The 23,786-nt window shown below is 67.0% G+C and carries 23 protein-coding genes; 6 read left to right on the top strand and 17 right to left on the bottom strand.

The features are described from left to right. Positions 1–177: 177 nt before the first annotated feature. Positions 178–3,147, top strand: a complete 2,970-nt coding sequence (locus ACEF39_RS07000; protein ID WP_500287430.1) for a two-component regulator propeller domain-containing protein — start codon at positions 178–180, stop codon at positions 3,145–3,147. A 289-nt stretch (positions 3,148–3,436) separates the two neighbouring features. On the opposite strand, the gene rnt is transcribed toward ACEF39_RS07000, so the two are convergent. The 16 genes from rnt to ACEF39_RS07080 form a co-directional block, all read right to left on the bottom strand. Further along, positions 3,437–4,021 (bottom strand): ribonuclease T, encoded by a 585-nt coding sequence (rnt, locus tag ACEF39_RS07005; protein WP_032951815.1) that lies wholly within the window; start codon positions 4,019–4,021, stop codon positions 3,437–3,439. 157 nt (positions 4,022–4,178) lie between these two features. After that, positions 4,179–4,700: an HvfX family Cu-binding RiPP maturation protein gene (locus ACEF39_RS07010; RefSeq protein WP_500287431.1), complete on the bottom strand. Its 522-nt coding sequence runs from the start codon at positions 4,698–4,700 to the stop codon at positions 4,179–4,181. Between the two features lie 23 nt (positions 4,701–4,723). Continuing rightward, positions 4,724–5,479, bottom strand: coding sequence for an HvfC family RiPP maturation protein (locus ACEF39_RS07015; RefSeq protein ID WP_500287432.1), 756 nt, complete (start codon positions 5,477–5,479; stop codon positions 4,724–4,726). Then, the gene (locus ACEF39_RS07020) at positions 5,472–6,347 is read right to left on the bottom strand and encodes an HvfB family MNIO-type RiPP peptide maturase (RefSeq protein WP_500287433.1); all 876 of its coding nucleotides are present in this window, start codon (positions 6,345–6,347) and stop codon (positions 5,472–5,474) included. The genes ACEF39_RS07015 and ACEF39_RS07020 overlap by 8 nt, the downstream gene beginning before the upstream one ends. Then, on the bottom strand, positions 6,334–6,684 hold the full coding sequence (locus ACEF39_RS07025; RefSeq protein ID WP_500287434.1) for a hypothetical protein: 351 nt from the start codon (positions 6,682–6,684) through the stop codon (positions 6,334–6,336). The genes ACEF39_RS07020 and ACEF39_RS07025 overlap by 14 nt, the downstream gene beginning before the upstream one ends. A gap of 181 nt (positions 6,685–6,865) precedes the next feature. Next, entirely contained in the window at positions 6,866–7,573 is a 708-nt protein-coding gene (phoU, locus tag ACEF39_RS07030) for a phosphate signaling complex protein PhoU (RefSeq protein ID WP_025875384.1), read from the bottom strand. A 65-nt stretch (positions 7,574–7,638) separates the two neighbouring features. Next, positions 7,639–8,469: a phosphate ABC transporter ATP-binding protein PstB gene (pstB, locus tag ACEF39_RS07035; protein WP_025875381.1), complete on the bottom strand. Its 831-nt coding sequence runs from the start codon at positions 8,467–8,469 to the stop codon at positions 7,639–7,641. Positions 8,470–8,488: 19 nt separating this feature from the next. Then, positions 8,489–9,352 (bottom strand): phosphate ABC transporter permease PstA, encoded by an 864-nt coding sequence (pstA, locus tag ACEF39_RS07040; protein ID WP_500287435.1) that lies wholly within the window; start codon positions 9,350–9,352, stop codon positions 8,489–8,491. Next, positions 9,352–10,320 carry a phosphate ABC transporter permease subunit PstC gene (gene pstC / locus ACEF39_RS07045; protein ID WP_033830733.1) on the bottom strand — a complete coding sequence of 323 codons (969 nt, stop codon included), beginning with the start codon at positions 10,318–10,320 and terminating at the stop codon, positions 9,352–9,354. Before pstC ends, pstA begins: the two co-directional genes overlap by 1 nt. An 82-nt stretch (positions 10,321–10,402) precedes the next feature. Next, complete coding sequence (pstS, locus tag ACEF39_RS07050; RefSeq protein WP_025875376.1) at positions 10,403–11,491, bottom strand: phosphate ABC transporter substrate-binding protein PstS; 1,089 nt, start codon at positions 11,489–11,491, stop codon at positions 10,403–10,405. Between the two features lie 485 nt (positions 11,492–11,976). Further along, entirely contained in the window at positions 11,977–12,996 is a 1,020-nt protein-coding gene (pstS, locus tag ACEF39_RS07055) for a phosphate ABC transporter substrate-binding protein PstS (protein WP_025875374.1), read from the bottom strand. A gap of 136 nt (positions 12,997–13,132) precedes the next feature. Further along, positions 13,133–13,912, bottom strand: coding sequence for a PA3715 family protein (locus tag ACEF39_RS07060; protein WP_500287436.1), 780 nt, complete (start codon positions 13,910–13,912; stop codon positions 13,133–13,135). 110 nt (positions 13,913–14,022) lie between these two features. After that, positions 14,023–15,234, bottom strand: a complete 1,212-nt coding sequence (locus ACEF39_RS07065) for an OprO/OprP family phosphate-selective porin (RefSeq protein WP_500287437.1) — start codon at positions 15,232–15,234, stop codon at positions 14,023–14,025. A 228-nt stretch (positions 15,235–15,462) separates the two neighbouring features. Further along, positions 15,463–16,152 carry an endonuclease III gene (gene nth / locus ACEF39_RS07070; protein ID WP_500287438.1) on the bottom strand — a complete coding sequence of 230 codons (690 nt, stop codon included), beginning with the start codon at positions 16,150–16,152 and terminating at the stop codon, positions 15,463–15,465. Further along, a complete protein-coding gene (locus tag ACEF39_RS07075) occupies positions 16,152–16,505 on the bottom strand; it encodes a hypothetical protein (protein WP_500287439.1) in 354 nt (117 codons plus the stop codon). Before ACEF39_RS07075 ends, nth begins: the two co-directional genes overlap by 1 nt. Positions 16,506–16,509: 4 nt before the next feature. Beyond that, positions 16,510–17,304, bottom strand: a complete 795-nt coding sequence (locus ACEF39_RS07080; protein ID WP_500287440.1) for an enoyl-CoA hydratase/isomerase family protein — start codon at positions 17,302–17,304, stop codon at positions 16,510–16,512. A 166-nt stretch (positions 17,305–17,470) separates the two neighbouring features. On the opposite strand from ACEF39_RS07080, the gene ACEF39_RS07085 reads away from it, so the two are divergent. The 3 genes from ACEF39_RS07085 to ACEF39_RS07095 all read left to right on the top strand — a co-directional run bounded on the left by ACEF39_RS07085 (position 17,471) and on the right by ACEF39_RS07095 (position 20,004). Further along, the gene (locus ACEF39_RS07085; protein WP_500287441.1) at positions 17,471–18,172 is read left to right on the top strand and encodes an FKBP-type peptidyl-prolyl cis-trans isomerase; all 702 of its coding nucleotides are present in this window, start codon (positions 17,471–17,473) and stop codon (positions 18,170–18,172) included. Positions 18,173–18,301: 129 nt separating this feature from the next. Then, positions 18,302–19,105: a CoA pyrophosphatase gene (locus ACEF39_RS07090; RefSeq protein ID WP_500287442.1), complete on the top strand. Its 804-nt coding sequence runs from the start codon at positions 18,302–18,304 to the stop codon at positions 19,103–19,105. Beyond that, positions 19,102–20,004: a sulfurtransferase gene (locus ACEF39_RS07095; RefSeq protein ID WP_500287443.1), complete on the top strand. Its 903-nt coding sequence runs from the start codon at positions 19,102–19,104 to the stop codon at positions 20,002–20,004. The genes ACEF39_RS07090 and ACEF39_RS07095 overlap by 4 nt, the downstream gene beginning before the upstream one ends. Before the next feature lie 331 nt (positions 20,005–20,335). On the opposite strand, the gene ACEF39_RS07100 is transcribed toward ACEF39_RS07095, so the two are convergent. Next, on the bottom strand, positions 20,336–20,902 hold the full coding sequence (locus tag ACEF39_RS07100) for an N-acetylmuramoyl-L-alanine amidase (RefSeq protein ID WP_500287444.1): 567 nt from the start codon (positions 20,900–20,902) through the stop codon (positions 20,336–20,338). A gap of 72 nt (positions 20,903–20,974) precedes the next feature. On the opposite strand from ACEF39_RS07100, the gene ACEF39_RS07105 reads away from it, so the two are divergent. Then, complete coding sequence (locus tag ACEF39_RS07105; protein ID WP_500287445.1) at positions 20,975–21,502, top strand: alpha/beta hydrolase; 528 nt, start codon at positions 20,975–20,977, stop codon at positions 21,500–21,502. 144 nt (positions 21,503–21,646) lie between these two features. Further along, entirely contained in the window at positions 21,647–23,785 is a 2,139-nt protein-coding gene (gene rlmKL, locus ACEF39_RS07110; RefSeq protein ID WP_500287446.1) for a bifunctional 23S rRNA (guanine(2069)-N(7))-methyltransferase RlmK/23S rRNA (guanine(2445)-N(2))-methyltransferase RlmL, read from the top strand. Position 23,786: the final 1 nt, after the last annotated feature.

Raw genomic sequence — 23,786 nt, forward strand, 5'->3', positions numbered from 1 at the left:
CTTCCCTATTCTTCGTCCGATGAGCCTGCCTGTTCCTGCCGGCATGCCGCCCTACGCGGTGCGGCCATTCCTGTTCGCGTTTGCCGCCACCGCCGGCATCCGCCGCTGGCCGCCGCCGCCGCGCTGATGGGCGGGCAGGGGGCGGGCAGGTGCCGGGCGGGGCGCCACGCGAAGAACATGGGTCGTCTGCTGCGATTGGGTGTGCTGTGGCTGCTGTTGGCGATAGCCGCGCCGCTGGCCGCGCAGAGTGGCGCGCCGCCACTGCGCGACTACGCCATCGACGTATGGACCTCGCGCAATGGTCTGCCGCACAACTCGCTACGCGACATCGCGCAGACCCCGGAAGGCCACCTGTGGTTCGCCACCTGGGAAGGCCTGGTGCGCTACAACGGCCTGGATTTCACCGTGTTCGACCGCAGCACGCGGCCAGGGCTGCGCGACAACGGCATCGGCGCGCTGCTGGTCGACCCGCAGGGCGGGCTGTGGATCAGCGACTCGCGTGGCAATGTCAGCCACCGCGGCAGCGATGGCCAGTGGCGGGTCTGGGAGCACCAACCGGATACGCCGCAGGTGCTGATCCAGTCCATGCAGATGGACAGCCAAGGTCGCCTGTGGCTGTTGTACGAGGGCAAGGGCATCGGCTATCTGACCCCGGACAAGGGCATCGTCTACCAGCACCCGCCGCCGGGCCTGCCGCTGGCGATGAGTTTCACCAAGATGGCGGTCGATGCGCAGGACCGGGTCTGGATCGGCACCCTCGACGGCCTGGTGCTGCGCGACACCGACGGCGTACTGCAGCGCGCGCCGGCAGCGTGGGGCGTGGACAGGGGCCTGTCGTGGCCCTATCGGGCACCCGATGGCACGCTGTGGATCGTCGCGGGCGAGCGCCTGTACCGGGTGGAGGACGATCGCCTGGTACTGGTGCACCGGTTGCCCGGCCAGTTGCACTTGACCGCCATGCTGCAGGACCGCCATGGCGACCTGTGGCTGGGCACCGAGAACCAGGGCCTGCTGCGCATCTCGGCGCATGGCCTGGAGCGCCTGCCGGCAGGTCTGAACCTGCCCGGCGGGCGTGTGGTCAGCCTGCGCGAAGACGCCGAGGGCAGCATCTGGGTGGGTGCCAACGGGGGCCTGTATCGCCTGCGCGAAACGCTGTTCAGCAGCTACACCGAACGCGACGGTCTCAGCGGTGACTACGTGCGCACGGTGCTCGAAGACCGTGATCGCCACCTGTGGGTGGGCAGTGCCAGCGGCCTGGACCTGCAGACCGCCGACGGTCGATTCCGCGCGATGCCGCTGCACAACCGCGGTGGCAAGGCGCCCTCGGTGCTGAGCCTGGCCCAGGATGCCGGCGGCGATCTGTGGGTGGGCACCTTCGGCGACGGCATCTACCGGTTGCGCGCCGATGGACGGCTTCGCCACAACTACGCCGCGGCCGATGGCCTGCCCGGCGGCAACATCCGCGCGATCAGCATCGCGCCTGACGGCGTGGTCTGGGCGGGGACGCAGAAGGGCGTGGTCCGCATCGAGGGTGACGAGGTGAGCGTGCCAACGGTTCCCGGCATGCCGGGAGGCCTCACCACCGCGCTGGAACACGATCACCAGGGAAATCTGTGGATCGGCACCATTGAAGGCGTCCGCGTGCTGCGTGGTGATCGGGTGCAGTCGATCGACCTGGCGCCGCTGGGCGGTGGCCGCAGCGTGTTCGGCTTCCACCAGATCGGCGATGCGATGTGGATCAGCAGTGACCGTGGGCTGTATCGCTGGCAGCGGGGCACACTGGCGCGCGTGGGCCTGGAGCAGGGCATGCCGGTGGATGCGGTGTTCCAGCTGGTGCCCGACCGCCTGGGCAATGTGTGGATCAGCAGCAACCGCGGTGTGCTGCGTACCGATATGGCAACGCTCAACGCCGTGGCCGATGGGCGCGCGCCGCGGGTAACCGTGGAGCGTTACAACGAAATCGACGGCATGGCCAATGCGCAGGCCAACGGCAGCTCCGGACCCTCGGCGATCCTGCGCCAGGATGGCACGTTCTGGGTGGTGACCGCCGGTGGCCTGAGCACGGTCGATCCGCAGCGGCTGCAGCGTTTCCGCGAGCGTCCGGCGCCACCTGCGGCAATCGAGAACGTGCAGGTGGACGGTGCGCCGGTGCACTGGGAAGGCCGCGAGCGCAACCTGATTCCAGGTGGGCGACGGCTTGCGGTGAGCTACGTGGGCCTGAGCTATCTGATGTCCGACCGCATCCGCTACCGCACGCGGCTGGAGGGTCTGGACAGCGGCTGGGTGGAGCGTGGTCCGCAGCGCAGCGTGGAGTTCGTTGGTCTGCCGCCGGGCGATTACACGCTGCACGTCGCCGCTTCGCACCCAGGCGGCAGCTGGGGCCATCAGGAAGCAGTGTGGAGCTTCACTGTCGAGCCGTTCTGGTGGCAGCGGCGCAGCGTACAGGCGCTGACCGGGCTGGTGCTGCTGGCCGCGCTGGTAGCGCTGTACCGTTTCCTGCTGCAGCAGTACAAGGCCAGCAACCTGCGCCTGGCACGGCGCGTGGACGAGGCAACCTTCGACCTGCAGGCGCAGACCGTGCACCTGCAGGCGTTGAACCAGGAAAAGACCGAGCTGGCCGAGCGCCTGGCGCGGCAGGCCGAGGCATTCGAACGGCAGGCCCGCGAAGACGCGCTGACCCGGCTGGCCAACCGTCGCGGCTTCGACGAGGCGCTGGCCCGCGACTTCGCCCGCGCCCAGCGCAGCGGCCATCCGCTCTGCCTGGTGGTGCTGGACATCGACCACTTCAAGGACGTCAACGATCAGCACAGCCACAGCATTGGTGATGCGGTATTGGTGGAAGTAGCCCAGGTGATCGCAGCGGCCAGTCGCGATTCGGACCTGCCGGCACGCACCGGCGGCGAAGAATTCGCGCTGCTGCTCAACGACACCCGGCTGGAGGAGGCGGCGCAACTGTGCGCGCGCCTGCGTGGCCTGTTCCATGACCATCCGGACTGGGCCGGCATACCCGGCCTGCGGGTGACCTTCAGTGCGGGCCTGGTGGAACTGGATGGCGACGACCGCACCCCGGCGCTGCTGTACCAGCGTGCCGACCGCGCGTTGTACCGCGCGAAGAGCGACGGCCGCGATCGTACGAGTATCGGTTGATCCAGTGCAAAGCATCCACGCGTGGCGTGGATCTACTGGAGTGCCGTACCAACGGTTGGCACCCATCGAGCGCAGCGCCCCGCTGTTGCCCCCGCTCTTCTGATCTTTCCGTGGCGCCCAGGAAACTGTCGAAGGCCGGGCAGGGTGGGTTCGCGGGGGTATCCGCGCCATGGATGGCGCGGCTAAGCCTCCAGGGACGGATTCACGGCGTCCGCCGCGAACCCACCTTGCCCGGCCCAACCGATGAATCGCTGTCAGCCCGCCACGAGGGGCTCCGCCGTTGGCCGCCTTACCGCGGCCAGGCGTTGGCGATCGTGCAGAACAACCGCGCCGTCTGCTCGGTGTCGTACACCGCGCTGTGCGCCTCGTTGGCATCCCAGCCCAGCCCGGCCGCCGTGGCCGCGCGCGCCAGCACGGTCTGGCCATAGGCGATACCCGCCAGGGTGACCGTATCGAACACGCTGAACGGATGGAACGGATTGCGCTTGTGCCCGGTACGGGCGACGGCCGCGTTGACAAAGCCCAGGTCGAAATGGGCGTTGTGGCCGACCAGGATCGCGCGCTGACAGCCGTACTTCTTCATCGCCGCACGCACCGGAGTGAAGACGTGATCCAGCGCCGCCTTCTCTTCCTTGGCCAGCCGGAACGGATGGTCGAGGATGATGCCGGTCACTTCCAGCGACTTCGGGTCGATCTCCAGCCCTTCGGCCGGTACCACGTGGGCGCTGGCGGTCTGGCCGGGATAGAGCAGGCCGTTCTCGTCCATCTCGATCGGCACGGCGGCGATTTCGAGCAGTGCATTGCGCTGGCTGTCGAAGCCGCCGGTTTCAACATCCACCACCACCGGCAGGAAGCCGCGGAAGCGTTGTGACATCGCGCGCTGCGCCTGGGGTACGTCGGAAACAGGGGCGGCGGCAGGTGCGGAAGTGGGGTCAGTCATGTACGGATTCTAGCAGAGCGACCCTGAGCGCCCGGGATCCGGGTAGGTGCCAACCTGGGGTGGCACACTGCGCTCCGACCAAGGTCGGCGTCTACCGGACCGCGGGGCGCGCCGTGGGGCCCGATGGATACCACCGCGCCAGCACTGCATCCACGCTCAGGCGCCCGGCGCCGGTGAACAGCAGCGGCAGCAGCATCGCCATGAACAGCAGCGGCAGTTTGAAGTTGCCAAAGCCCTGGTCGCTGATCGCATAGCCCATCGCCAGATCGCCCAGCGAGGTCCATTCGGCTGGCCAGTGCACCGCGTACGTGGCCACGACCGTCAGCACCAGCAGGCTGGCGGCAGCGAAACGGGTACCGAAGCCGAGCAGCAGGCAGGCTGCGCCCAGCAGCTCGAACCAAGTGGCCAACTGCCAGTTCAGCGCGGTGGGCAACTGGTCGAAGGGGAAGGGGAACGCGCCCTGCAGGTCGGCGAACCAGTTCTCGCCGTGCAGTTTCTCGCGCCCGGATTCAAAAAATTCCCAGGCCAGCAGTATGCGCAGGCCAAGCGGGGCCAACCACGGGGCGAAACGGTCCAGCTGGCCGCGGGCTGCGGCCAGGATCGGGGTCTTCATGCGTGAATCTCCTGGAAGGGGCGTCAGGGTGAAGCGGGGAGCGGACCGATCACGCCAGCACGCAGGAACTGCTGCAGCAGTTGCGCGCCCGGGGCGGCCAGGGTCTCGGGATCGAGGTGGTGCAGGACGGCCAGTTGCTGCAGCTGTTGTTGGCCGGTGGCCCCGGCCGCTTCGCCGATCAGGGTCAGCAGATGCACCGCCAGGCTGGTCAGGGTGGCAAAGCGCACCGCGCCATCGGCATCGCGCCGTACCAGCAGGCCGGTGGGTTCTGCCGGTGGCTGCGACGGCGCATCGTCGCTACCCAGTTGATGCACCGGCCAGCGATACAGCAGCGGCCAGGCCAGTGGCGAGCGCCGCAACGGCACCTGCAACGGATCGAGGTCGCCCGGTTCCGGCAGCGGATCAGCCTGCAGTTGGTACAGCGCGGTCTCCACCCACTCGTAGTGGGCCAGCTCAGCCAGCGCCGGGTGCGGCAGTTCCGGTTGCACCTGCAGCCACTGCACGAACTCGGCGGCCAGCTCGGTGAACAACGGCGCCTGGCAATGGTGGCTGGCGAAATAGTGGCGCACCAGCGCACTCCAGGCCGGTTCGCCCAGCAGGCGCACGCAGACCGGGAAGCCGTTGCTCAACAATCCCAGCAGATTGTTGAACAGCAGGCGTTCGTACACCGCCACCCGGCGCGGGTCCATGCCGGGCGGCGCCGGAACCTGCGCCGGGTCGCGCAGGTGTGCGGTGAACGCGTGCTGCTGCGCGCGTAGTCGTTCGGGGGCGTCAGCCATGGGCGGCTCCAGCATGCGCGGCCTGCAGGCGATGGATGGTCTGCAGCTCGCCCCGCAGCTCGGCGTAAGGCGGGAAGTTGAAGTCGCGTTCGAGCAGGGTAGGGCGTGGGCCGATGCGGTCGTAGGTGCGCGCCAGCAGGTCCCACACCGGGTCGATCACCGGGCTGCCGTGCGTGTCGATCTTCAGGTCCGGAGCGTCGTCCAGGTGCCCGGCCACGTGCAGGCAGACGATGCGCTGCGCGGGCAGGCCGGCGATGAAGGCATCGGCGTCGTAGCCGTGGTTGCGGGCATTGACGTACACGTTGTTGACGTCCAGCAGCAGATCGCAGTCGGCCTCGGCCAGCACCGCATTGGTGAAGGCCAGTTCGTCCATCATCGGCTCCGGCGCAAGGTAGTACGACACGTTTTCCACGGCGATGCGGCGGCCGAGGATGTCCTGCACGCGGGCGATGCGTGCAGCGGTGTGGCGTACCGCCTCATCGGTGAATGGAATCGGCAGCAGGTCGTACAGGTGGCCCTCGTCGCTGCAGTAGCTCAGGTGTTCGCTGTACAGCGGCACCCGATGGCGTTCAAGAAAGGTACCCACCTGCGCCAGCAGCTGGGTATCCAGTGCTGCGCTGCCGCCCAGTGACAACGACAGGCCATGGCAGCTCAGCGGATGGCGCGCCGCCAGTTCGGCCAGCGCGTCACCGGCGGGGCCGCCGACACCGATCCAGTTCTCCGGCGCGCACTCGAGGAAATCGAAATCACCGGCCGGTGCGTCGCGCAGGTCCTGCAGCAGGGCGCGGCGCAGGCCCAGGCCCACGGCCGCCGCGGGGAGCGGCGACCGCGGGTGGACGACGCCGGCGCGGACGTCAGTGCTTGCCACCGCACTTGCCTTCGCCGCACTTGCCTTCGGCCGACTTCTTGTCGCCGCCGGTCTTGGCCTTGGCGTCGGCACCGGCCGCGGCCTTGCCCTTGTCGCCGCCACACTTGCCCTCAGCGCTCTTGCCGTCGGCGCCACACTTGCCTTCTGCATGCTTGGCCGCGTCGGCGGATTTCGCATCGGCCGCCTTCGCGTCGGTGGCCTTGGCCGCTTGGCCGGCAACCAGATAGCCCTGGGCGAGATCGCTCATGCTCAGGGCCGAGGCGGAGGCGGTCATGCCGAGACCTGCGACCAGGGCGGTGGCGGTCAGCAGGGACAGGGTCTTGTTGGAGGTGCTCATCGGTCGTGCTCCTGGGTGGTGGGCGGGTGCCCGTGGTGAAGCGATGGTGCAGCGATCCTACTCAACGAATCCTCGCCGGGAGTTCAAATTTTCGTGAGAAGTATTGCGATATCAACAAAAAAGGCCGCTGTCGCGAGGACAGCGGCCACCTTGGAGTCGAATCCGGTGTTGCAGTGCAGTATCAGATATCGCCCGCGCTGGAGGTCTCGTCGCGCTTCTGGCGCGGTGGCAGCGGCTGTTCGCCATGCACCAGGAACCACACGTTCTCGGCGATGTTGGTGGCGTGGTCACCCACGCGCTCCAGATTCTTGGCCATGAACAGCAGATGGGTGCACGGGGTGATGTTGCGCGGGTCTTCCATCATGTAGGTCAGCAGCTCGCGGAACAGCGCGGTGTACTGCGCATCCAGGCGGGCGTCGTCCTCGCGCAGTTCCAGCGCGGCATCGGCATCGTTGTCGCGGTAAGCTGCGATGGCGCGGCGGACCTGCTGCGCAGCCAGACGGCCGAGGGCGCGCAGGCCCTGGATCTGCGGCAGCGGCGGCACCTTGCCCAGCGCGATGGAGCGCTTGGCGACGTTGGCTGCATAGTCGCCGATGCGTTCGATATCGGCCGGAATGCGCAGGCCGGCGAGAATCTCGCGCAGGTCGCGCGCCATCGGGCCGCGCAGCGCCAGGCGCATCACGTCGTGGCTGATCTGCTGTTCCAGCGAATCGATCGCTTCATCGTTGGCGATGATGCGATGGGCGGCGTTCTCATCGCGTTTCTCGATGACGTCCATCGACGCCTCCAGCTGGGCGACGGCCATCTCGCCCATGCGCACGATTTCGGCCACCAGGCGCTGCTGCTCTTCGTCGTAGCTTTTGACGATGTGGTCGTTGGGAAGGTTCATGGTCTGCAATCCAGGTAGAGCCAGGCCGCGCCTGGCTGGGACATGTGGCGAAGCGTCAGCGCCGATCAGCCAAAGCGACCGGTGATGTAATCCTCGGTCTGCTGCTTGGACGGCTGCGAGAAGATCACTTCGGTGCGGTCGTGCTCGATCAGGTCGCCCAGGTACATGAAGGCGGTGTAATCGGACACGCGTGCGGCCTGCTGCATGTTGTGGGTGACGATCACGATGGTGTATTCGTGCTTCAGCTCTTCCACCAGCTGCTCGATGCGGCTGGTGGAGATCGGGTCCAGCGCCGAGGTCGGCTCGTCCAGCAGCAGCACCGACGGGCGCAGGGCCACGGCACGGGCGATGCACAGGCGCTGCTGCTGGCCACCGGACAGGCCCAGCGCGCTCTGGTTGAGCTTGTCTTTCACTTCGTCCCACAGTGCGCCCTGGCGCAGCGCGTGTTCGACACGGTCGGCCATGTCCGCCTTGGACAGCTTCTCGTGGTGGCGGATGCCGTAGGCCACGTTCTCGAAGATGGTCATCGGGAACGGCACCGGCTTCTGGAACACCATGCCGACCTTGCTGCGCAGGCGGTTCATCGGGTACTTCGGCGACAGGATGTTCTCGCCGTCGAGGATCACCTCACCGCGCGCTTCCAGCTTCGGGTACAGCGCGTAGATGCGGTTGAAGATGCGCAGCAGGGTCGACTTGCCGCAACCGGAGGGACCGATCAGCGCGGTCACGCGCTTTTCCGGGATCTCCAGGTTGATGCCCTTCAGGGCGTGGAACTTGTCGTAGTAGAAGTCCAGTCCACGCGCGGCGAGCTTGACCGGTGCCGGAGCGTGCAGGTTCTCGTGCGAGGCCGGCACCACGATGCGCTGCATCGGCACGGCGTTGGAAAGGTCGTTCATGGCGGTATCCACGGAAAGGTCAGTCATGGGAGATACGGTTGCGCAGCAGGAAGCCGCGAGCGGCAAGGCTGACAAGCAACACGAAGACAGTCAGCACCAGGGCACCTGCCCAGGCCAGCACCTGCCAGGATTCATACGGGCTGCCGGCGAACTGGTTCATCACCACGGGCACCGAGGCCATCGGCTGGAACACGTTGCTGTTCCAGTACTGGTTGCCGAAAGCGGTGAACAGCAGCGGTGCGGTCTCGCCGGAAATGCGTGCCAGCGCCAGCAGGATGCCGGTAATGATGCCGGCCGAGGCACTGCGGTACAGCACCTGCACGATCACCTTCCACTGCGGGATGCCCAGCGACAGGGCGGCTTCGCGCATCTGCGAAGGCACCAGGCGCAGCATCTCGTCGGTGGTGCGCACCACCACCGGCAGCACGATGAATGCCAGCGACAGTGCACCGGCGAACGCGGAGAAGCTGCCGCCGGTCTGCATCACGTACAGGGTGTAGACGAACAGGCCCAGCACGATGGACGGGGCCGACAGCAGGATGTCGTTGACGAAGCGGACCACGGTGCCGGCCTTGCGGGCGTTGCCGTACTCGGCCAGCCAGGTGCCGGCCAGCACGCCCAGCGGGGTGCCGATGCCGATCGCCAGTGCACACATCACCGCACTGCCGAAGAAGGCGTTGGCAAGACCGCCTTCCTGCATTGGCGGCGGTGTCATCTTGGTGAACAGATCCAGGTTGATGCCGGCCAGGCCCTTGGAGGCCAGGGTGAACAGGATCCAGCCGAGGAAGAACAGGCCGAACAGCGCAGTGGCGCAGGACATCGTGATGGCGATGACATTGCCGATGCGGCGGCGCAGGTACAGGGAGTCAGCGGTGCTGGACATCAGTTGCCCTCCTTTCGGGACAGGCGCATCAGCATCAGGCGGGCGATGGCGAGCACCACGAAGGTGACGATGAAGAGGACGAAGCCGAGCAGCAGCAGCGCCGAGCGGTAGGTTTCAGTGGCCTCGCCGAAGTCGTTGGCGATCAGCGCGGCGATGGTGGTGCCCGGTTCCAGCAGCGACGGCGACAGGCGCACGCTGTTGCCGATCACGAAGGCGACGGCCATCGTCTCGCCCAGTGCGCGGCCCAGGCCGAGGAACACGCCACCGATCACCGCCGAGCGGGTATAGGGCAGGACGATGTCCCAGCTCACTTCCCACTTGGTGGAACCCAGCGCGTAGGCCGATTCCTTCAGGCGGGTCGGCACGGTCAGGAACACTTCGCGCATCACCGAGGAGATGAATGGGATGACCATGATCGCCAGCACGAAACCGGCGGTGAGCATGCCGATGCCCAGCGGCGGGCCCTGGAACACCGGGCCGATGATCGGCCATTCGCCCAGGGTTTCGTTGAGGAACGGGGTGACGTACTCGGTCATCACCGGCACCAGCACGAACAGGCCCCACATGCCGTAGATGATCGAGGGAATGCCCGCCAGCAGTTCGATGGCGGTACCGACCGGACCACGCAGCCAGCGCGGTGCCACTTCGGTGAGGAAGAAGGCGATGCCGAAGCTGACCGGCACGGCGATGACCATCGCGATCAGCGCGGTGACCAGGGTGCCGTAGATCGGGGCGAGGGCGCCGAACTTGTTTTCGACCGGATTCCAGTCGGAAGAGAAGAAGAAGCTCAGGCCCTGCACCTGCAGGGCGTGGCGACCACCCCACAGCATCGACAGTGCGGCGCAGGCCAGTGCGATCAGGACGAAGATGACGGTGCCGACCAGCACCCATCGGAACAGTTTGTCGTTGCGGGCATCACGCGTGTCACGCGTGGACGGGGCGGCTACAGGCTGGGCGATGGCATTCATGGGGACGGCAGGGCCAGGAGGGGGCGGGGCAGCACGATGTTCAGGAGGCGGTGCCCGCACGTGGCGGGCACCGTCGGGTCCATCACTTCAGTTCGGTCGCCCAGTAGGCTTCGATCTGCTTGACCAGCTCGGCCGGCAACGGCACGTAGTGCAGTTCGTTGGCCTGGGTCTGGCCGCTTTCGAAGGCCCACTTGAAGAAGGCCAGCGCATCCTGGTTGCGCTTGGCATCCTTCGGCTTCTTCTGCATCAGCATGAAGTTGGTGGCGGTGATCGGCCACGCCTGCTCGCCCGGGGCGTTGGTGATGACCAGGTTGAAGTCCTTGGCGCTGGCCCAGTCGGCGCTGGCGGCAGCGGCGGCGAAGGTTTCAGCGTTCGGCTGCACCCAGGTGCCGGCCGCGTTCTGCAGCGAGGTGTATGGCATCGCGTTCTGCAGGGCATAGGCCAGTTCGACGTAGCCGATCGAGCCCTTGATCTGCTTCACGTAGGAAGCAACGCCTTCATTGCCCTTGCCACCCACGCCGTCCGGCCACTGCACCGAGGTGCCTTCGCCAACCTTGCTCTTCCACTCCGGGCTGACCTTGGACAGGTAGTTGGAGAAGTTGAAGGTGGTGCCCGAACCATCCGAACGGTGGACGATGGTGATCTTGCCGTCCGGCAGGGTCACGCCCGGGTTGGCGGCGACGATGGCCGGGTCGTTCCAGGTCTTGACCTTGCCCAGGAAGATGTCGGCGAGCAGGGCGCCACTGAGGCGCAGCTTGCCGGCTTCCAGGCCGTCGATGTTGACCACCGGCACCACGCCGCCGATGGCCGACGGGAACTGGGCCAGGCCAGCCTGGGCCAGTTCGTCGCTGCTCAGCGGCTTGTCGGAGGAGCCGAAATCAACGGTGCCGGCCTTGATCTGGGCGATGCCACCGCCGGAACCGATCGACTGGTAGTTGATCTTGGCGCCGGTGGCGGTGTTGTAGTCGGCCGACCACTTGGACACCAGCGGGAAGATGAAGGAGGCGCCGGCTCCGGAGACCTCCGCGGTCACCTTGTCGCCGGCAGCGGCCGGAGCAGCGGCGCCGTCAGCGGCCGGCTGCTGTGCGGCCTGCTTGTCGCCACCGCAGGCAGACAGGCCCAGGGCGATGGCCAGGGAAAGGGCGGCAAGGCTGGCCGAGTGCAGTTTCATGGTCACTCCATAGCGGGGTAGAGCCGACGGTGTCGGCGGATGCGGCTATGAAATGATGTTTTTGTTACAGCCGTATGACGTCCATGACAGAGGTGTCCTGGATCACGTTCTGGCAAGGGTTTCGGGGAATTCGCAGTTGGCCGCCGGGCCGGCTGCCGGCGCCAACTGCGCTTCTGCGCGGTTCCCGGTGCGGCGGCGCATTGCCGTTGCCCTTGCTCCTGCTCCTGCCTTCCATGACCCCACCGCGCCCCCGATGGACTGTCGGACGGCGGTGGGCCGAGCCTACAAGGACGTACTTGCGGCGTGTCCTGCGCAGCCCGGCCCATCGACGCAACAACACATCAACGCAGGCGCAGCGCCTTTCACGACCAACCGCACAAAAAAGAAGAGCGCCGGACCCCGAAGGATCCAGCGCCCGGTGGGGCCGGCGGGGGAGAGAGGACCCGCCGACCCCGTTCCTGCGGGGGAACGCCTTGCAACGAAACTCAGTACTTCAGGTTCTGCGTCCAGTAGGTCTCGATCTGGCGCACCAGCGCGTCCGGCAGCGGCACGTAGTCCAGCTGCTTGGCCTGCGCATCGCCATTCTTGTAAACCCAGCGGAAGAACTCCTGGGTGGCCTTGGCGCCCGCCACGTTCTTCGGCTGCTTGCGCACCAGGATGAAGTTGGTGGCGGTGATCGGCCATGCATCAGCGCCCGGGGCGTTGGTCATCACCAGGTAGAAGTCACGGGCGTTGGCCCAGTCGGCGCTGGCCGCAGCGGCCGAGAACGAGGCGTCCGACGGCTGCACGATCTTGCCGGCTGCGTTCTTCATCGCCGCGTAGGACATCTTGTTCTGCAGTGCGTAGGACAGTTCGACGTAGCCGATGCCACCCTTGATCTGCTTCACGTAGGCAGCAACGCCTTCGTTGCCCTTGCCGCCGATGCCGGCCGGCCACTGGACCGAGGTGCCTTCACCGACCTTGCTCTTCCACTCCGGGCTGACCTTGGACAGGTAGTTGACGAAGTTGAAGGTGGTGCCCGAGCCGTCCGAACGATGGACAATCGTGATCTTGCCGCTGGGCAGGGTCAGGCCGCTGTTCAGGGCGGCGATGGCCGGGTCGTTCCAAGTGGTGATCTTGCCCAGGAAGATGTTGGCCAGGGTCGGGCCATCCAGCTTCAGCGCGCCCGGGGCGACGCCCGCGACGTTGATCACCGGCACCACGCCGCCAATCACCGACGGGAACTGGGCCAGGCCGGCGGCAGCCAGCTCTTCCGGCTTCAGCGGCGCATCGGACGAACCGAAGTCCACGGTCGCGGCCTTGATCTGGGCGATACCACCGCCGGAACCGATCGACTGGTAGTTGACCTTCTTGCCGGTGGCGGTGCTGTAGTCGGCCGACCACTTGGACATCACCGGATAGATGAACGAGGCGCCCGCGCCGGTGACATCGGCGGCGTTGGCGGCGAACACGGACGATGCGGCCAGAATGGCGACGGCGGCGCGCGACTTGAAGGCGTGGATCACGGGAGAGACTCCTGGGGTGGTCGAGGGGCGGCTGCCCGACGTTTCGGTGCACATTCCATAACGGTTCCATGACACGCCCGCGTCTGTCATATGACGCAGACGTGACAGCCGTCATGGCGGTGCCCCAGCCTCCCTGTCAGAGCCCGCGCAACGCCTCCGGAACGGCATAGCGACCGCCGCTGGGCAGCAGTGTCCAGCGCTGCGCAGGTGCCGTCGTGTCGGTTGCATGGCAGTCGTCACCCGCAGCGACGCTGATCGTATCGGTGCGCTTTTCGCGCACCAGGATCGGTGCCAGGCCAGGGGGATTGCTGTTGCCCATTTCCAGCGTGCGCTCGAAGCGGCTGAACTCGCCGGCGCAGCGCGTATCCCATTCGCCGCGACTGCCGCTGACGGCCAGCGGGGCAAGCACCCGGCGCAGCCGTCGGCCATCACGCACGAACAACTGCAGTTCGGTCTGTGCGAACGGGTTGGGGCCTGAGCTGCCGCTGTAGTCCATGCGCACGCCAAACGCGCGGGTGGCCGGATCCAGTTGCCAGCGTGCCATGTCCAGGTGGAGCCCGGTGAAGCGCAGCGCATCGCTGCTGACCGCATCGGCCACGCGGGTCCAGGCCAGCGGCCGGCCACTGGCGGTGTCGATCAGCAGAAGATCCAGGTCGCCACCGCGCACGTCTTCCGAGGCGGGCGCTGTCCATTGCGCGACGGCCAGCAGGGTCGTGCCGGGCTGCGCGGGCCACGCACGGCAGGCGGTGCTGTCGGCATCGGTAAAGCGTGCCGTCACTGGCAACGCGCCAGCCGGCAACTGCCGATACGCGACCTCGCGTACGGCCTCTGCATTGTCACAGGCGAGCGCGGTGGCGGGCAGGGCGGCGAGCAGGGCAGCGCACAGCAGGCGGCGCAGGCGAAGGGAAGTGGGCATCCCGAAGGTCCATGTCGACAGGGCAGGACATCATCGCGCGGCCACCACCTGCCCACAACGACGAAGGCACGGCCGGAGCCGTGCCTTCGTTCGAACGCGTGCTTCCGGTCTTACCAGAAGAACTGCGCGCGGGCTTCCAGGATGTTCGGATCGTCGTTGACGAAACCACGGGCGCTCGAGCTGTACTTCTTGCTGTCGACCATCACGTAGTTGAGCATCAGCTTGAAGTTCGAGCGCCAGTACCAGTTGGCGCCGACGGTCCAGATGTCCATCTTGCCGCCGAGCACGCCATCGACGATCGGCGGACGGCCGGCCACCGGGTTGGCGGCGAGGTTGCCGTCGTTCAGATCCATGTGGTCATAGCGCACGCCCAGCTGCCACTGGCCGCCGGCCGGGTTGTTCGGCAGGCCGGTGCCCGGCGTGCCACCCTTGTAGCTCCAGGTCTCGCCGGTGACGTTCCACACGCCGCTGACGTAGTAGCCGTCACTGGTGTAGTTGTCGTTGGCCAGGCGCTTGGCCTTGCTGGTGTAGTACTCGGCCTGGGCCTTGAACGGGCCCTGGAAGTACATCGCTTCGGCGCCAATGGTGCTGACGCGGTCGGTGTCGATCATGTTGCCACTGTCGACCAGGCGCACGGTGGCCAGGTCGGCGTTGGGACGGGCGCGCACGCGCAGGGTGTCCGCGTCGGTGTCGTAGTCAACATAGCTCAGGCCGAAGTGCAGGACCTGGCCCTTCTCGTTGATCGGCGCCCAGGTGCCGCGCGCGCCGTAGCCGCTGCCGTGGGCAAGGTTGCGGGTCAGCTCGCGGCCGAAGGCGCTGGCGGTCACCGACCAGTTGTCCTGGCCGTAGCTATAGGCACCGCCGAGGCGACGGGCGACGGCGTAGGTGTTGGTGACTGCAGCCTTGGAGATGAAGTCGTTGTTCTTGGTGCTGGACAGTTCTTCCAGGCTGTTGGGCTGCTTGAACTGGCCGACCTGGATGAAGTGGCTGGCATTGCCCAGCAGCTTGTACTTCACGTTGGTGTCGAGGAACTTGTCGGCCTTGGCGTCATAGCCGACCACCCACTCCACGTTGCCCGGGCCTTTGCCCTTCAGCACCAGCTCGGCGCGACGCAGTTCGAATTCGCTGTTCTTGCCGTTGCCGGCGTCACCGCCGTTGAGGTCCACGACGTCATTGTCGTACCAGTTGCCGTCGGCCTGGACCAGGCCTTCGAAGGTGATTTCCGAACCGCCGATCACATCGATGGCGACTTCGGCGTGGGCGGCCGGCACATACAGCGCAGCAGCCACGGCGACCGTCAGGAGTTGGTGATGCAGTTTCATGGAGAGGAGCCTTGCAGGCAGGTGGGAAGATGCGCGCAGGCTAAAACGTGAAGATTGCGTAAATGTGACAGTTCGCGCACGACCGCGATCCGCCGCAGGCCCCGTCACGGCTGGGCCCGCCATTGAAACCGGTTACGTATGACGCCCGGATTGCGCCCCGGTTGCAGTAGCTCCACGCCATGCGTGGATGGTTTTTCCGCAGATCCACGCCACGCGTGGATGTCATCGTCACTCCGCGAGGGTCTTGTCCTTGAACCGGCAAAGATCGGCAATCACGCACCCCGGGCAATCCGGTTTGCGTGCTTTGCACACGTACCGTCCGTGCAGGATCAGCCAGTGGTGCGCATCCAGCAGGAACTCGGCGGGAATCGCTTTGACCAATCGGTCTTCGACCTCGCGCACGTTCTTTCCTGGCGCAAGCCCGGTGCGGTTGGCGACACGGAAGATATGCGTGTCCACCGCCATCACCGGTTCGCCGAAGGCGGTGTTGAGCACCACGTTGGCGGTCTTGCGACCGACACCGGGCAGGGCCTCCAGTGCATCGCGATCGCGTGGCACTTCGCCGCCGTGCTTCTCCAGCAGCAGCGCGCAGGTGGCGATCACGTTCTTCGCCTTCGCGTTGAACAGGCCGATGGTGGCGATGTACTTCTTCAGTCCCTCTTCGCCCAGGGCGAGGATTTTCGCCGGCGTGTTGGCAACCGGGAACAGGCGACGGGTGGCCTTGTTGACGCCGACGTCGGTGGCCTGCGCCGACAGTGCGACCGCCACCAGCAGTTCGAAGGGAGAGCTGTATTCCAGCTCGGTCTTCGGATGCGGGTTGAGTTCGCGCAGGCGGGTGAACATTTCCACCACGTCGGCACGCGGCATCGTATTGCCGCGGCGCGCTGGCGCGCGCGCGGTCTTCTTCGCAGTCGCCATTACTGCTCCTTGCCGACGGCGCGGGCCTTGGCCCGGGCGAGGATGGCGGCCGCTGCGGCAGGCAGGGCGGGTTTGACGTCCGGTGCCGGCGCGGGCGTCCGCCGCGCATCACGCTCGGCCTCGCGGCGGGCCAGACGCACCTCGCGTGCGCGGAAACGTTCGCGCGCGGCCCACGCACGCTGCAGCTGCAGCTGCATCCGGCAGAGGCGGTCGGGCAGGTCAGGATGATCTGGCAACAGTCGATCATCGCCAGCGCGCACGACGTAGTCCATCAGTCCCGCCTGCAGGGCGCCATCGGGATCGTCTGCCTGGACCCGGGCGAACAGCAGCACGGGGTTGGGTCGGGATGCCATGGCGTCAGCGGTTCTGGAAAGCGGGAGGACGGCGCTGCAGGAAGGCGCTGGTGCCTTCGCGCATGTCTTCGGTGGCGAACAGCAGACCGAACTGCGCACTTTCGTATTCCAGGCCGGCGTCCAGGCTGCATTCGCCGCCCACGTGCACCGCGTCGAGCAGGCCACGCAGGGCCAGCGGCGCCGACTGTGCCAGCTGCCGGGCCAGGGCCTGCACGCGGGCGTCGAGCTCGGCGGCGGGCACCACCTCGTTGACGATGCCCAGGGCCAGTGCGCGTGCGGCGTCGATGGGGGTGCCCAGCAGGCACAGCTCCAGCGTGGCCGCCCGACCACACAGGCGCAGCAGGCGCTGGCTGCCGCCGAAGCCAGGAATCAGGCCGAGATTGATCTCCGGCTGGCCGACCTTGGCGGAATCGGCGGCGATGCGCAGATGGCAGGCCATGGCCAGTTCCAGCCCGCCGCCCAGCGCAAATCCGTTCACGCGGGCGATCACCGGCTTGGGCATGCGTTCGATGCGGCGCATCAATGCTTGGCCGAGCAGGGAGAAATCACGTCCCTGAACCGCGCTCAATGTGTTCATTTCCGCGATGTCGGCGCCGGCTACGAACGCCTTGGGGCCGGCGCCGGTCAGCACCACCACCCGTACCGCCGGGTCGGCGGCGGCGTCGCCAAACGCCTCGGCCAGGGCCTGCAGGGTGGCGGCATTGAGGGCGTTGAGCTTGTCCGGGCGTTGCACGGTAATGGTGCGGATGGCGCCGTCATCGCTGACGTCGACCGGGTGGGGAGTGGGGGCCTCGACCACGGGAAACTCCTGGAACGTTAAAAAATAGTGAGATTGAACTCTGTAAACGCAGACAGGTCATAGCCTGCGTGGTGAGTAGCGGTTACACGTTGTGGCCGTTATCCTAACCCGTCGCCTCAGGGCGGCGCAGAACGTCCCTGAGTTACCACCCCTGGAGAACTGTTTGATGAAGTTGCGTTCTATCGCGGTCGCCGTCGCGGCCCTGGCCCTGACGGGCAATGCCTTCGCCCAGGACATCGCGTCCGAGAAGGGCAAGCTGAGCTACTACTTCGGTTACGACTACGGCAACAACCTGGCGGAGCTGACCGGTCGCGGTGAGCAGCTGGACATCAACTCGGTGGTGAAGGGTCTGCAGGACGCCTACGCCAAGAAGCAGCCGGCCATTACCGCCGAGCAGCTGAAGCCGGCCGTTGAAGCGTTCCAGAAGCGCGAGCAGGGCCGTGCCCAGGCCGCCAAGGCCGAGTACGAAAAGGCTGCTGCCGAAAACAAGACCAAGAGCGATCAGTTCATGGCGCAGAACAAGGCCAAGGCGGGCGTGCAGACCCTGCCGAGCGGCGTTCAGTACCGTGTGATCGAAGCCGGCAAGGGTGCCAAGCCGACCCAGGCCAGCACCGTGCAGCTGGAAGTGGCCGGTCCGTTCCCGTACGGCCAGCGCCCGGCCGAGGCTCGCCCGGCCCAGCAGATTCCGTCGATCAAGGTCAGCGAAGTCGAAATGAAGGCCATGCGCGAGACCCTGCTGCAGATGCCGGCTGGCTCGAAGTGGGAAGTGTCCCTGCCGCCGGATCAGGCCTATGGCGCCGACCCGCGCACCCCGTTCCCGCCGAACGTGGCTGTGCAGTTCGAGATCAAGCTGATCAGCGTCAAGTAAGAAGAAGCAGCGTCAACATCAACGCGCCGGTGATCCCACCGGCGCGTTTTTGTTTCTGCGTCGCGCAGCCGTCGCGTTGATCCCATCCCAAATCCGGTCCATTCGCGCTACTGTTGACCGGTGCAAATAATGGAAGAAACGGCGCGTGCTGTCGCAAGCCCCTGCATCAACGTGTGCAAGCTGGATCACAACCGGCTCTGCGCCGGCTGCGGGCGGCATCTCGACGAAATTGCACGGTGGTCGTCGATGAGTGACAGCGAGCGGTCCCACATCCTGCACCGCGTGCTGCCCCTGCGCCAGCAACTGCAGCAGTCGCTGCGAGGTTCCCTGGCCGAACATGAGCGCCTGCTGCGTGCGCTGCATCCGCTGGCCGAGCCGCCGGCAGGCGATGGCTGGAACCGCAGTGAGCTGGATGATCTGCTGCCTCCCGGACCACCGGTCGAGGCAGCGGTGTTGGCTGGCATCGTGCCGCGTGCCAACGGGGCGCAGGTGATCCTGACCCGGCGTACCGAAACCCTGCGGCAACATGGTGGCCAGGTCGGTTTTCCCGGTGGCCGTACCGAATCGGATGATCGTGATGCGCTGGCTGCAGCACTGCGCGAAAGCCAGGAAGAAATCGCCTTGGCGCCGACGCAGGTGCAGGCACTGGGTTATCTCGATCCGTTCGTGACCATCACCGGCTACCGGGTGACCCCGGTGGTGGCGGTGATCGATCCTGATTTCGTGGCGGTCCCGCAGCCCAGCGAAGTGGCCGAGGTGTTCGAAGTGCCGCTGGACTACCTGATGGCTGCCGACAACCTGCGCCAGGTCGAAATCAACCATCGCGGCCGCGTCCGCCATGTCCTGGAATACGGCTGGCCCGGCCAGCGCATCTGGGGCGCTACTGCGGCCATCCTCTACAACCTGCGTCGCCGCCTGGAGCAAGTGCAATGAAGTTGATCGACCCGCCGTGGACCACCCTCGTTGATGTCGCGACCCTGGCTGCGGCCCTGGGCAACGGAGTACGCGTGGTCGATGCCCGCGCAACTGCAAGCACCGCCGTGCGCGTGGTCGACGCGCGTGCCTCGCTGGCCGATCCGCAGGCGGGCAATGGCCTCTACGCACAGGGACACATTCCCGGTGCGGTGCATGCCGATCTCAACCGCGACCTGTCCGACCTGACGCGGGTCGGCCATGGGCGCCATCCGTTGCCGGACAGCGATGCGTTCGCAGCGCGGCTGGGGCAGTGGGGCATCGGCACGGACACGCAGGTGGTGGTGTATGACGGCAGCGATGGCAGCATGGCCGCTGCGCGACTGTGGTGGCTGCTGCGCCTGATCGGGCACACGAAGGTGGCCGTGCTTGATGGCGGCATCGCTGCCTGGCAGGCCGCGGGCCAACCGTTGGCGACCGGCAGCAGCGAAGTCGCGGCGTTGCCGGCGTACCCGGGACGTTTTGATACCAGCCAGGTCGCCAGCGCGGACGAGATCGAATCACGCCTCAAGCATGCGCCGGGCTGGCTGGTCGACGCCCGCGCGGGCGAGCGTTTCCGTGGCGAGGTGGAGCCGCTGGACCCGGTCGCCGGCCACGTGCCGGGTGCGGTCAATCGACCGTTCGCGTTGAACGTGCTGGACGGCCGCCTGCGTGATGCGCAGGAACTGCGTGCCGAACTGCAGGGCGTGATCGGCAACCAGGACCCGCAGCGCGTGGTCCTGATGTGTGGCTCGGGTGTGACCGCCTGCCATCTGCTGCTGGCGATGGAAAGTGCGGGCTTGTCTGGCGCACGCATCTATGCCGATTCATGGAGTGGCTGGGTCAGCGACAGCAGCCGCCCGGTGGCGACCGGCGCCTGAGCCGCGCGGGGTCGGATCCGTTTTCCAGCGGAAAGCGGCTCTGACCCTATCGACCGTAAATCTGGGTCAGAGCCCGTTGCGTAGCAACGGGATCCGACCCCGGCTCGATCCGAAAGATCGCAGAGATCTGTCGAAGGCGGGGTGGGTCCGGTTGCGGGGGCGTGAGCGCCATGGATGGCGCGACCGAGCTTACAGGGACGTACTTGCAGCGTCCCCCGCAACCGGACCCGCCCCGCCAACCCACGGAATGCCTGCTGTTGCTTTGGCTTTGAGGTTGCCGGCCAGCGGCCGGCACTACCGCTTCGGCGGGTGCAGGGCGCAGCCCTGCCGATCAACCCAGTGGCTGCAGCGGCACCTTGGCCAGGATCCGCTGCCACGGGAACAACGGGCCCGGATCGCGCTTGCGCGCCACGGTCACCGCCGGGTCATCACTGGCCGGCACCTGCTCCAGGTCCAACTGGTCATGTCCGGCAATCCGCCGCAGCGACGGGTAACGAGCCACCAGTGCCTGCAGCAGCTGTTCCAGCGCCAGCAGCTGCGCTTCGGTATACGGCTCGTCCATCGCCTGATGGCGGCTGTCGAGCCAGTGCGGGTAGCGCCCCGAATTGACCAGTTCGATGCCCACCGAATCGGCATTCATGCCGCGCACGTGGTGGGCGATGCGCTCCGGCGCCACGTACTGCACCACGCTGCCGTCGCGGTCGATGTAGAAATGCCCGCTGTTGCCGGCGCCGCTGTCGTACAGCACGCGCTCGCCGTACTCCCGTGCGGTCGCCAGGTCGGGCAGTTCGGTGCAGTGGATCACCACCATCGCCAGGCTGGATGGATCGCGCAGTGGCAGGCGGTCGTGGTAGGGCAGCGGCTGCAGCTGCAGGCCGGGCAGGAGCGGGTTGGGCATTCGGCGATGCTAGCATTGCCGAATGAAACTGCCTTCCTTTCTGCTGTCGGTCCGCTCCGTGGGAGCGCACGCATGAGCCGCGGTCACTGCATCCTGTCGCACGGCTTCGAGAGCGGCCCGGAGGCGACCAAGGTCACCGCCCTGGCCGAGGTTGCCGAGCGCCTGGGCTGGACCCATGAACGCCCGGACTACACCGACCTGGACGCAATGAGCGAGGTCAGCCGCGTTGGTGACGTGCGCACCCGCCTGCAGCGCCTGATCGAGCGCACGGCCGCTGCCGCTGCGCAGGGGCCGGTGGTGCTGGCCGGCTCCAGCCTGGGCGCCTACATCTCCGCCATTGCCTCGCTGCAGGTGCCGGTGGCCGGCCTGTTCCTGATGGTGCCGCCCACCACCATGGGCCCGATGCCGGCGCTGGATGCCGCGCCGGTGCCTACCACGGTGGTGCAGGCCTGGCATGACGAGGTGGTGCCGGCCGTCGGAGTCATCGCCTGGGCGCAGGCGCGCTCGGCGCAGCTGCTGCTGGTGGACGATGGCCATCGCCTGGAACACCACGTGGAGGCATCCGCGCAGGCCTTCGAGCGCTTGCTGCGGCAGCTGTGAAGCCCGGGCGCACGGCGCGCCCGCCCGCATTGACTACAATGGCAGCCCCGCCGCCCCCGGCGCGGGCCTGCCGGCCGTGCCTACGGCCCTCCCTTCCGAATGGCCCGGCCCCCTGCCGTGCCTGACCACCTGCGAACCGATCCCGTGAAATTTTTTGTCTCCTGCGCCAAGGGCCTGGAATACCTGCTTGCCGATGAGCTGTCGGCCCTGGGCCTGGAAAAGGCCACCGCCACCATCGCCGGCGTCAACGCCGATGGCGAACTGGAGCAGGCGCTGCGGATCGTCATGTGGTCGCGGCTGGCCAGCCGCGTGCTGTGGCCGATCGACGAATTCGAATGCCCGGACGAGCAGGCGCTGTACGACGGCGTGCGTGCGCTGCCGTGGCATGAACACATCAAGCCGGAGATGACCCTGGCGGTGGACGCGCACGTGTCCGGCGACAAGATCACCCATGCCCGTTTTGCCGCGCAGCGGATCAAGGACGCCATCGTCGACCGCATGCGTGACGAAGGGCTCGAGCGCCCTTCGGTCAACACCGATCTGCCGGACGTACGCGTCAACCTGTCGCTGCGCAAGGGCCGTGCCTCACTGTCGATCGACCTCGGTGGTGGCCCGCTGCACCGCCGTGGCTGGCGTGGTGCTGCCCATGACGCGCCGTTGAAGGAAAACCTGGCTGCCGCGCTGCTGATGCGCGCGCAGTGGCCGCGCCTGCATGCTGCCGGTGGCGGCCTGCTGGATCCGATGTGCGGCAGCGGTACCCTGCTGATCGAAGGCGCGCTGATGGCCGCCGACATCGCTCCCGGCCTGATGCGCCATGGCAGCCTGCCGCCGAGCCGCTGGCTGGGCTTCGACAAGGCGGCCTGGAAAACCATCCAGAGCGAAGCGCGTGATCGCGAAGCGGCCGGCTTGGCCGCGCTGAAGCCGGTCGTCCACGGCAGCGACATCGACCCGGTGGCGATCCAGGCGGCGCGCGAGAATGCCGAAGTGGCCGGCGTCGCCCATGCCATCCGCTTCACCCGCGCCGATGTGGCCGATCTGCCCACCCCGGAGCAGGAGATCGGCGCCGTGGTCTGCAACCCGCCGTATGACGAGCGCCTGGCCGCCGATCCGGCGCTGTACCGCAAGCTCGGCAATGCCCTGCAGAAGGCGGTGCCGCAGTGGCGCGCCAGCCTGCTGTGCGGCAATGACGAACTGGCCTTCGCTACCGGCCTGCGTGCAGGCAAGAAGTACCAGATGTTCAATGGTGCATTGGAATGTGCACTGATCGTCTGCGATCCGATCGCGGTGCCTGGTCGCGACCCGGCACAGGTGCGCGAGCTGAGCGAAGGCGCGCAGATGGTGGCCAACCGCCTGCGCAAGAACCTGAAGAAGTTCAAGAGCTGGCGCGCGCGCGAAGGCATCACCTGTTTCCGCGCCTACGATGCCGATCTGCCGGAATACGCAGCGGCCATCGACGTGTACGAAGAGGATGGCGGCCAGCGGCGCACCTTCCTGCACGTGCAGGAATACGCCGCACCGGCTGCGATTCCCGAGAACGACGTGCGCCGCCGCCGCAATGAACTGCTGGCCGCTGCGCGCGAGGTGTTCGGCGTGCCGCCGGAACAGGTGTCGATGAAGTCGCGCGAACGTGGCAAGGGCGGCAGCAAGTACGGCCGTTTCGAGCAACGTGACGAGTTCCTCGTGGTACGTGAGAACAACGCGCTGCTGCAGGTGAACCTGTTCGATTACCTCGATACCGGCCTGTTCCTCGACCATCGCCCGCTGCGCCGCCTGATGGCCGAGCAGGCGCGCGGCAAGCGCTTCCTCAACCTGTTCTGCTACACCGGCGTGGCCAGCGTGCAGGCGGCGGTGGCCGGTGCCGCCAGCACCACCAGCGTGGACCTGTCGGCCACCTACCTGCAGTGGTGCTACGACAACCTGGCCTTGAACGGGCAAGGCGGCAATCAGCACCTGCTGGTGCAGGCCGATGCGATGGCCTGGCTGGAAGGCGATCGCGGCCAGTACGACGTGATCTTCTGCGACCCGCCGACGTTCTCCAACTCGGCCCGCGCCGAGGACTTCGACGTACAGCGCGAGCAGGTGAAAATGCTGCGTGCGGCCGTCGCGCGACTGGCACCGGGTGGCGTGCTGTACTTCTCCAACAACTTCCGCCGCTTCAAGCTGGAAGAGAACGCCATCGCCGAATTCGCCCAGTGCCGCGAGATCAGCGCCAGCACCATCGGCCCGGATTTCGAGCGCAATGCACGCATCCATCGTGCGTGGGAGCTGAAGCGCCTGGCGTGAA

Origin of the sequence: Stenotrophomonas indicatrix (assembly GCA_041545745.1) — a bacterium.
Lineage (GTDB): Bacteria > Pseudomonadota > Gammaproteobacteria > Xanthomonadales > Xanthomonadaceae > Stenotrophomonas > Stenotrophomonas indicatrix_A.